The organism is Corallococcus carmarthensis (genome assembly GCF_003611695.1).
Classification (GTDB): Bacteria; Myxococcota; Myxococcia; order Myxococcales; family Myxococcaceae; genus Corallococcus; species Corallococcus carmarthensis.
Window position 1 is genome coordinate 1 of record NZ_RAWE01000322.1, and the last position, 7,789, is coordinate 7,789.

Consider the following 7,789-nt stretch of genomic DNA (forward strand, 5'->3'; position numbering starts at 1 on the left):
CGCCACCCCCGCCTCCGCCCTGGTTACCGCTGTACGTCCCGTTCTTGCCTTGCGACGCCGTGCACGCCTGATTGCCGCCAGCCCCGGCGACCGGTGCACCGTTGACGATGCGCCCACTGGCCAGGATGTCGTGGCTCAACGTCGCATCCCCATACACCGCGAGGATGACCGGACGGCTGCCCACGATGCGCAGCTCGCCGCCCAGCGCCAGGGTCCGCACCGGGATGAGCAGGATCTCCGGGGCCCCTCCAGGCTGGGTCAGGGTCTTGATGGTGACGTCGCCCGCATTCGGGCCGGACCCAGAGGGCGTCCAGGTTTTCGCATCCGTGTCGAACACCACCGCTCCGGTGGTCCTCAGCTCACCAATCTCGCCGCCAGGAATGGTGTTCGGATCGAAGTTGCTCGGCGTGTAGGGGAACGCGACGCACTCGCCATCCGCGCGGCAGACGCGCGGCGTTCCCGAATTGTTCTCGCTGCAGGGCTGGTTGAGCTTCGCCGAGTCCGTTGAATAGAAGCAGGAGCCATTGCGCGGGCAGCCCTGGGCCTGCTTGCAATCGACTGGCGCGCACGTCGTGGGTATGCCATTGCATACGCCGCTGCCATTGCAGAAGCCCGGGTCATTGCAGACGTTGCCATCCACGCAGGACGTGGTGACCGGCTTGGGAGTGTACTCACACTGGCCGTTGGTCGAATTGCAGCTGCCCGTGGATTCCTGGCACTGCGCGTCCAATGGCGAGTTGCACGTCTTCACGTCGCCTACGCACTGCTTGTCGGCCGTGCACCGGCCATGGGTCACGCACTTGTTCCCGGGATCGCAGGCGGCCCCCTCGACCACGGTCTCATCGATGCATGCCCCCGTGGCCGCCACGCACCTCACCACCGACTCACACTGGCCCGCGGTCTGTTTGCACTTCGGCTCGCCGCCTCCGCACTGCGCTGCCTCGCCCACGCCGACACACTTCTTGCCCACGGTGCACAGGTCCCCGTCCGTGCACGTCTTCGCCGAGCAGTCCGGATCCGCGCACGCGAACTTCTCATCACAGTCGTAGTCGATGGCCGTGTCGCACTTCTCCTCGGCGCCCGGGCGCACGTCACCCTTCGTATCGTCGCAGTCGGAGATGCCTGCCCACTCGACGCCTGTGGGCGAGCCGTCGCTGTCCCCGTCCTTCGCCAGCAACGTCACATCGAAGCGCGTGTACTCCTTGGGGACGACGGTGAGGGAAGAACTCGCGAACGTCTCCACCGCCGCACCCGAGCACCGGCTCCCCGCGGCCTCCGCGTACGACGACACGGTGATGCTCAGCGCCGTGTCCCAGTCCGCCTTCCGGCGCACCGCGACCAGGACCTCTGGCTTCTGGGGGGTCTTGAACTGGGTGGCCGGGATGTCCGTGGCCTCCTGGTGCCCCTGCGCATCCTTCGCCTCCACGCGCACGCACGCGGGCTTGAAGGTGCCGTACGTCACGGACACACGGATGGCGCCTTCGTCGGGGGCTTTCTCCCCGCAGGCAGCCAGCAACAACACACATCCCAGCAGGCAGAGCCGATGCATGGCGCCGCACTGTACTCGTTAACCTCTCATCGCCAGAACGCTGGCGTTGATTCTCGAGTCCAGGCGCTGCATGACCCGGCGAGTCAGGGGAGGGTGCAGCCACCCGTGGGGACAGGGCTGAGCACGGCGTTGGCGTTCACGGTGCAGGATTGGATGCCCCGAAGGTGGATGAGACCCATGGCCCCGCCGCCGCCGCCGCCCGCGGCTTCATAGCTGTTGTTGGTCCCGCCGTTTTTCCCCGCGCCCGCCGCGCCGTTCCTCGCGGCGCCCTGCCCACCCTCACCCTTGCTCACCGACGTGGTGACGCCTCCTGCGGCTGGGGTCGCGGTGTCCACACTGCCACTGCTCGCGTTGACCCCGGGGTCCTCGTTGTTGTTCCTGGCCGCACCTCCCTCGCCACCGCCTCCGCCATTGGCGGTGAGCCGGGCGCCGCTCTCCAGGTTCACCGCGAAGGCCTCCACGATCAGCCGGCCGCCGCTGCCGCCGCCACCGCCGCCACCCGCGCCTGAGTTCCTGTTGGCCTGACCGCCTGCACCGCCACCACCGCTCACGGAAAGGGCCTTCTGGAGGGTCAGGGTCCGCGCCACGGAGAGCTGGAAGGCGCCGCCGCCGGCCCCTCCCTGTCCTCCCGCCATGTTGCCCGTGCCTCCGCCGTCGCCTCCGGCACAGCCACCCAGCAACAGCAGGGGATCGCTGTTCTGGGGATCGCCCCCGCTCCGCGCGTTTCCGCCGGAAAAGCCCACGCCTCCCGCCGCGCCCGTGGTCGCGTGGCCACCGCCACCGCCGCCTTCCGCCTCGCCACTGACCACGGTGCCAGTGGCGCCCGTGGAGGAGCCGCATTGGCCATGGTTGCCGCCGGCCCCGCGCAGTGTGGGGCCGTTGAAACGGCCATTGGCGAGGATGTACTGCCCGGGATTCGCATCCCCATAGACGGCGAGGATGATGGGCAATGACCCCGTGAAGCGCAGCGGTCCGCCCAGTGTCAACGAACTCACCGGGAACAGCACCACCTGCAGGTTACCGCTCTGGGCGGTGATGGCCCTCGGCTTGAGCCTGTCGCGGTTCGTCACGCGGTTGTCCTGGTCCCACGTGAGCGTGTCCGTGTTGAAGGTCACCTCTCCCGTGGTGGTGAGGGCCGCGATGTCGGCGGGGTCGACCGTGTCCGGATCAAAATTGCTGGGGCGGTAGGGGAACGCGCTGCACGCGCCGTCCCCTCCACGGCACCATCCCGAGCGCTGATTGGCCGGATTCACACAGGCCGTGTTCACCTGCGCCGGGTCCAGGGAGTAACTGCAATCATTGTTCGCCACGCAGCCACTGGTGGCGGGCAGGAAGCAGGTCCGTGTGGGGCAGGGGGTGGGTGTTCCGCTGACGCAGGCGCCACTTCCATTGCAATAGTCATTGATGGTGCAGGTCTGGGCATCCACGCACGATGCCCCGGTCACCTGCGGCTTGAACTCGCACGCCCCGGTGGCCTTGTTGCAGGTCCCCGAGGTCTCCATGCAGGTCGCGATCTGCGAGCAGGTGCGCTCGGTGCCCATGCACAGCGCGGAGAGGCCTGTGCCCGCGCAGCGGTCGCTCTCAGTGCAGGGGTTGCCGTCGTCGCAGACCTGGCTCACGCAACCCTCTTCCTGACAGCCCACCCGCTTGTTGCAGTTGAGGTCCTCCGTCCCGGTGCAGGTCTCCAATGCGCCCGGATGCATGTCGCTCCGCTTGTCGTCGCAGTCGGAGACGCCCGCCCACTCGACGCCCGTCGGAGAGCCGTCGCCGTCCGCGTCCACCGCCTTCAACGTCACATCAAAGCGCGTGTACTCCTTGGGGACGACAGTGAGGGACGCGCTGGAGAACGTCTCCACCGCCGCACCCGAGCACCGGTTCCCCGCGGCCTCCGCGTACGACGACACGGTGATGCTCATCGCCGTGTCCCAGTCCGCCATGCGGCGCACCGCCACCAGGACCTCTGATTTCTGGGGGGCCTTGAACCCGGTGGCCGGGATGTCCGTGGCCTCCTGGTGCCCCTGCGCATCCTTCGCCTCCACGCGCACGCACGCGGGCTTGAAGGTGCCGTACGTCACGGACACGCGGATGGCGCCTTCGTCGGGGGCTTTCTCCCCGCAGGCGGCCACGAACAACACACATCCCAACAGGCAGAGCCGATACATGGCGCCGCACTGTACTCAACCCGTCCCGGAGCAGGTGAGCGGGGCCGTCCAGACCCCGACCCCCCGTCAACAGGAGGGACTTCAGCCGCGCAGGGCCACCACGGTGACGCCGTCGCCGCCCTCGTGGCTCTCCCCGGGGCGGAACATGCGGATGTACGGCGACGCGGCCAGGTGGTCGCGGATGGCCTGCTTGAGGGCGCCGGTGCCGTGGCCGTGGATGATGAGCGCCGCCTCCTCACCCCTGCGCAGGCCCTGGTCCAGGAACGACTCCAGCTCCGCCAGCGCGTCGTCGGCGCGCATGCCGCGCACGTCGCAGCGGAAGTTCGTGGCCTCCACCGACGACGGCGCCGCGGAGGCCGCTCGCTTCAGGGCCGCTTCGCCCTTCCGCTGCTCCGGGAACTTCGTCTGCTGCGGCTTGCGGCCACGCGAGCCTGACAGCTCCGTCGTGGGCACGCGCATCTTCAGCGCGCCACCCGCGGACACCACCGCCTGGCCCTCCGTCAGCTCCAGGATCTCCACGTCCCGGCCCAGGCCGGAGTGGTGCACCCACGCGCCCACCTTGAGGTTCGCGGGCCCCGGGGCCTCCACCTGGAACAGCTCCGCCTTGGCCGCCGCCGCGCGCTTCTGCGCCTCGTCCGCGCGCTGCTGCAACTGCATGCGCGCCTCCGACAGCGCCTTCTCGTTCTGCTCCGAGCGCAGCTTCACCAGGAGGTCGCGGACCTCCTGGGCGGCGTGCTCGCTGGCCGCGTGCACGTCCTCGTTGAACTGCATCATCCGGCCCTTGCGCTCGCGCTCGAAGGCGACCTGCTGCTTCTCCAGCTCCGCGCGGAGGGCCTCCGCCTCCTTCGCCGCGATGCGCGCCTTCTCCAGCTCCTCGTTGAGCTTGCGGCGCTCGTCCTCCGCGGCCGCCAGCGCCTTGGTGAGCGGGCCACCCGCGTTGAGCGACAGCTCCCGTGCGCGCTCGCACACCGAAGCCGGCAGGCCCACCCGCGCCGCCATGTCGATGGCGGACGACTGGCCGGACGCGCCCATCTGCAGCCGGTACGTGGGTGACATCCGCTTGGAGTCGAAGCCCACGCGCGCATTGAGGAAGCGCGGATCCATGTGCGCCAGCGCCTTGAGCTCCTCCAGGTGCGTCGTCACCAGGACGAACGCCCCCTTGCCCAAGAGCTCCTCCAGCACCGCGATGGCGATGGCCGCGCCCTCGCGCGGATCCGTGTCCGCGGCGATTTCGTCGATGAGCACCAGCGAGTCCGTGCCCACCGCCGACAGGATGTCGCGCAGCAGGGTCACGTGGCCGCTGAACGAGGACAGGCCCTGGCTCAGGTCCTGCGTGTCACCCACGGTGGAGTGCACGGAGCGGTACAGCGGCATCCGCGACCCTTCGCCCACCGGGATGGGCAGGCCCGCGCGCAGCATCAGCGCGCACAGCCCCACGCCCGTCAGCGTCACCGTCTTGCCGCCCGCGTTGGGGCCGGACACCACCAGGGCCCGGGCCGTCTCCGTGAGCGTCACCTCGTTGGACACCACCTCCGTGCCCTTGAGCACCAGGCGCGGGTGGCGCAGGCCGCGCAGCTGCAGCTCCTTCACGGCCTCGAACGTGGGCGTCGTGGCGTCCAGGTCCGCGGACAGGATGGCGATGGCCTCCACCTCGTCCAGCTCCGCCACCGCCTCCAGGCCTTCCAGGATGCGCGAGGACTCGCGGCCCACGAGCTTGCTCAGCTCCTGGAGCACCTTCAGCTCCTCCTCCGCGACCTCCGACTGCGCGATGGCCAGGTCGTTGCCCAGGCCCACCATCGCCTGGGGCTCCATGAAGAGCGTCTGCCCCGTCTGGCTGGCGTTGTGGACGATGCCGTCCACCTCCGAGCGGTAGTTGGACACCACCGGCACCACGTACCGCCCGTTGCGCAGCGTGTAGTAGTTCTCGCGCAGCTTGGGGATGAACGACTCGTCGTGCAGCATCTCGTCCAGGCGCGTCTTGATGCGCCGGTGCAGGCCGCGCGCCCGGTCCCGCGCTTCCCGCAGCTCGGGGCTGGCTCGGTCGGAGAGGGTTCCGTCCGGTTCGAAACACTGATCCAACCGGCGCGCCATGGCCTCCAGGAAGGGCAGGCGCTTGGAGATCTCCAGCAGGCGGGGGACGCGCTCCTTGCGCTCGTCCAGGGCCTCGCGGGTGCGGGCGAAGGCGAAGAGCAGCTGGGCCGCGTCGATGAGCTGACGGGGTTCCAGCACGCCGCCCTTCTCCGCGTGGCCCACCGCGGTGCGCAGGTCCGTCACGCCGCCCAGGGGCAGGGAGAACTGCTGCTGCGAGAGGAAGCGCGCCTCGTCGACGAGCGCCAGCGCTTCGGCCACTTCCGCCTCGGTGTCCAGGAATGGACGGGCGAGCACCCGCTCCCTTCCGGGCTCAGTGCGGCAGCGCTGGGTCAGCGCACGGAGCACTTCCGAGAAACCAAGGTCTTCCAACGTCCTTTGGGAAATCTGCACAGTCATGGGTTTCATGCGAGGCCGGGTGCCCGTCAAGGGGAAGTATTGAGGTGGCCCACCTGGCTCTGCTATCTGCCAACCATGATGTGGGTTCTCGTGGCGGCGGTGCTGGCGGGCGCGTCCGACGCACCGGCTCCGCCGGTCCTGACGGCGCAGGCGGCCGCGGCTCCCAGCCCGCTGGCGGACGCACTGGCGCTGGAGACCGCGGGCAACGATGCGGGAGCCCTCGTCGCCCTGGAGCGGCTGATTGGTAACCAGCCCCGCTGGGAGTTGCCGCGCCTGGAGGCCGCGCGGCTGCTCCTCAAGGGAGGCAGCGCCCCGGAATTGGAGCGCGCCGGGTCCCACCTGGAGGCCGCCCTGCGCGAGGCCCCGGACAACCCCCGCGTGTACTTCCTCCAGGGGCAGCTCCTGGAGGAGCGGAGCGCCACCTTCGACGCCATCCGCGCCTACGAGCGGGCGGTGACCCTGCGTCCGTCCTATGACGACGCGCGCTTCCGGCTCGCGGGCCTCTGGGCGCAGGTGGGGGACTGGCTCAAGGCGGAGCTGCACTACCGCCCCCTGTCCAAGGCCCGGCCCGCGTGGGTGCAGGTGCGCATGCAGCTGGCGGCGGTGCTGGAGAAGCAGGGCCGCCAGCTGGACGCGGAGCGGGAGTTCCTGGCCGCCCGCGACGCCCAGCCGGACAACCCGGGTGTCTTGAGGACCCTGGCGGCGTTCTACGAGCGGACGGACAGGCCCCAGCTCGCCGCGAAGGTGAGGGCGCAGCTGACGGCCCCGGAGAAGCGCAACATGCGGGCCCTCAAACCTTCGAAGCGCTGACAGCGAGCGACAGGGCTCGGTTCGCGGCGATTGCTTCGCACGACGCGCTGCATACACTGCCCCCGCTTTGAAGACCGCCAACCTCGCCATCGTCTTCACCGACATCAAGGGCTTCACCGAGCGCACCAGTCGGCAGACGCTGGAGGAGAATCAGCGGCTGCTCCAGGTGCACGACGCGTTGCTCGCGCCGCTGTTCAAGGCGTTCGGTGGACGCATCATCAAATCGATTGGCGACGCGTTCCTGGTCACCTTCGAGTCCCCCACCCAGGCCGTCCTGAGCGGCATCGCCATCCAGGACCGGCTCTGGCAGCACAACCGCACGCTCCTGGAGGAGGATCAGATCCACGTGCGCGTCGCCGTGAACGTGGGCGAGGTGCGGGTGGAGAACAACGACATCTTCGGCGAGCCGGTGAACATCGCGGCGCGCGTGGAAAGCATCACCGAGGCGGACGAGATCTTCTTCACGGAGGCCGTCTACCTCTCCATGAACAAGGCGGAGGTGCCTTCGCAGGAGGTGGGCGCCTTCGAGCTGAAGGGCATCCCCGGCAAGATCCGCGTCTTCCGCGTGCCGCGCGCGCCCTACCGGGTGTTGGCGCCAACGCCGGACGCGGTGCTGCCCACGGCGGAAGAAGCGGCCTCGCTGCCGCCGTACGGCAACCTGGCCCTGGCGCGCGTGAACGTACCGGCCCTGGACCTGGGCGTGCTGGGCCAGCGCGCTGCGGTGGTGGGCGCGGCCATGGGGCAGGGCGCGGTGGCGGTGGGCGCGGCCATGGGGCAGGGC

Annotated in this window: 5 protein-coding genes; 2 read left to right on the forward strand and 3 right to left on the reverse strand. The window is 69.6% G+C overall.

The annotated features are described in order from the left end of the window. The 3 genes from D7X32_RS41740 to D7X32_RS41750 form a co-directional block, all read right to left on the reverse strand. Positions 1–1,549, reverse strand: a 1,549-nt coding sequence (locus D7X32_RS41740) for a hypothetical protein (RefSeq protein WP_120608079.1), incomplete at its 3' end; no start/stop codon positions are given. 83 nt (positions 1,550–1,632) lie between these two features. Beyond that, on the reverse strand, positions 1,633–3,711 hold the full coding sequence (locus tag D7X32_RS41745; RefSeq protein WP_120608080.1) for a putative metal-binding motif-containing protein: 2,079 nt from the start codon (positions 3,709–3,711) through the stop codon (positions 1,633–1,635). A gap of 81 nt (positions 3,712–3,792) precedes the next feature. Further along, on the reverse strand, positions 3,793–6,198 hold the full coding sequence (locus D7X32_RS41750; RefSeq protein ID WP_120608081.1) for an endonuclease MutS2: 2,406 nt from the start codon (positions 6,196–6,198) through the stop codon (positions 3,793–3,795). Between the two features lie 75 nt (positions 6,199–6,273). Between D7X32_RS41750 and D7X32_RS41755 the strand changes: the two genes are divergently transcribed. Together D7X32_RS41755 and D7X32_RS41760 are read left to right on the forward strand one after the other, a co-directional pair. Further along, complete coding sequence (locus tag D7X32_RS41755; RefSeq protein ID WP_120608082.1) at positions 6,274–7,008, forward strand: tetratricopeptide repeat protein; 735 nt, start codon at positions 6,274–6,276, stop codon at positions 7,006–7,008. A 67-nt stretch (positions 7,009–7,075) separates the two neighbouring features. Beyond that, the coding region (locus D7X32_RS41760) for an adenylate/guanylate cyclase domain-containing protein (RefSeq protein ID WP_244239473.1) at positions 7,076–7,789 on the forward strand (714 nt) is incomplete at its 3' end.